1 protein-coding gene is annotated in these 227 nt (G+C 55.5%); it reads left to right on the top strand.

Annotated elements, in window-relative coordinates:
- Nucleotides 1-227 (top strand): Ig-like domain-containing protein (locus tag QN378_RS23425; RefSeq protein ID WP_323551274.1); only part of this gene is annotated, 227 nt, incomplete at both ends.

Here is a 227-nt window from a genome sequence, read left to right as displayed (position 1 = left end):
GTGCTGACCAACGACATCCAAGGCGCTGATCGCATTCCGAGCGGTCCGATTGTTGGCGGTACTTTTGTCGGTACATATGGCACGTTGGTGCTGGCGGTGGATGGCTCTTACACCTACACCCTCAATCCCCATGATCCGAGTTTCATCAAGCTGCATGATGGAGGCAATGGCACTGATACGTTCACCTACACCCTCAAGGATGCGGACGGCGACACCAGCCAGGCAAA

Source organism: Pseudomonas sp. 10S5 (genome assembly GCF_035019745.1).
Lineage (GTDB): Bacteria > Pseudomonadota > Gammaproteobacteria > Pseudomonadales > Pseudomonadaceae > Aquipseudomonas.
The sequence above is the reverse complement of the archived record's forward strand: the minus strand, read 5'-3'. Positions and strand labels throughout refer to the sequence as shown.